The sequence below is a fragment of the Moraxella pluranimalium genome (assembly GCF_002014825.1).
In the GTDB taxonomy this organism is placed as follows: Bacteria; Pseudomonadota; Gammaproteobacteria; order Pseudomonadales; family Moraxellaceae; genus Moraxella; species Moraxella pluranimalium.
On sequence record NZ_MUYU01000047.1, the window covers coordinates 1 to 1,225 of the forward strand.

The 1,225-nt window shown below is 42.6% G+C and carries 2 protein-coding genes; both read right to left on the reverse strand.

Annotated features, from left to right (window positions below):
- Positions 1-18 precede the first annotated feature (18 nt).
- Positions 19-924 (reverse strand): IS3 family transposase, encoded by a 906-nt coding sequence (locus B0680_RS10645; RefSeq protein ID WP_143821424.1) that lies wholly within the window; start codon positions 922-924, stop codon positions 19-21.
- On the reverse strand, positions 885-1,193 hold the full coding sequence (locus tag B0680_RS10650) for a transposase (RefSeq protein WP_078255073.1): 309 nt from the start codon (positions 1,191-1,193) through the stop codon (positions 885-887). Before B0680_RS10650 ends, B0680_RS10645 begins: the two co-directional genes overlap by 40 nt.
- Between the last annotated feature and the right edge of the window lie 32 nt (positions 1,194-1,225).

A 1,225-nucleotide genomic window follows, 5' to 3' on the forward strand; every position in this document is an offset into this window, starting at 1 on the left:
TGTACCGGTCAACTATTTTCAAACAACCCCTAAGAGGGTTTTGTTAAAAAACTGTCGTTCTTTTTCGACAGGGCTTAGGTAGTTATTAAAGCTGTGGGGTCTGATCTGACTGTAATAGCCAAGGATATAATTTGCCACGTCTACTTTTGCTTCATGAATGTTCTCATAGCCATGTTTTGGCATCCATTCGGTTTTAAAACTTCGAAAGAAACGCTCTGTTGGTGCATTATCCCAGCAGTTGCCTTTTCTACTCATACTGTGTGTCATCTTACATCTAGCAACAGCATCAGCAAAGGCGCGACTGGTGTAATGAGATCCTTGATCTGAATGAAATAACACACCGGTTGGCTGAAAGCGTATGGTATAAGCCATAGCTAAAGCTTTGGTGGTCAGCTCACTGTTTGGATGATCACTCATGGCAAAGCCAATGATGTGTCTGGCATATAAATCCATCACCACTGCCAAATAACAAAATCCTGCTTTGGTGTGAATATACGTCACATCCGATACCCACACTTGATTGGGTGCAGCTGGTGCAAACTGCCGTTTTAGCAAGTTGTCATGCGCTGTATGTGCTTGATCAGCTAAGCGATAGCGATGCTTGATGCTTTGGCGACTGATGAGCCCTTGTGCTCTCATTAATTGACGCGCTTTATAGCGTGTTAGTTTAATCTGATGAGCACGACTGACCATAGCAGCAATACTTCTAGAGCCTGCCGATCCTTTGGAGCAATCAAAGGCTTGTTTTACCCATAAGCGTAGCTCAATCTCTTTGCGTGTTGGTAGTCTGACTCTTTGCTTGACATAATAAGTACTTCGGCAAATACCAAATAACTGACACAGCTTTGCTTTACTGATGCTGTATTGCCCCATCAATTGCTCTATTAGCGGGATAGTAAGCTGTCTTGAGCTAATAGAGCGGATGCCTTTTTTAAAATATCTCGCTCAAGTCTTAGCTGGGCATTTTCTTTACGAAGTCGCTCAAGCTCTTGTTGTTCTGGTGTTAGGGCATGACCTGTGGGCAATGGCTTGCCTTGAAGTTCAAGACGATAACGCTTAAGCCAGTTTTCTAAAGTAGATTTACCGATATCATATTGCCTAGCAACATCAACAACACGCTGATTTTGCTCTTCAATGAGTTTGACCATTTCTAGTTTAAACTCAGTGCTGTACTGCTTACGCTGTTTTGTCATGAGAGATTACTCCTAGTTTGGGGTAGTATAAC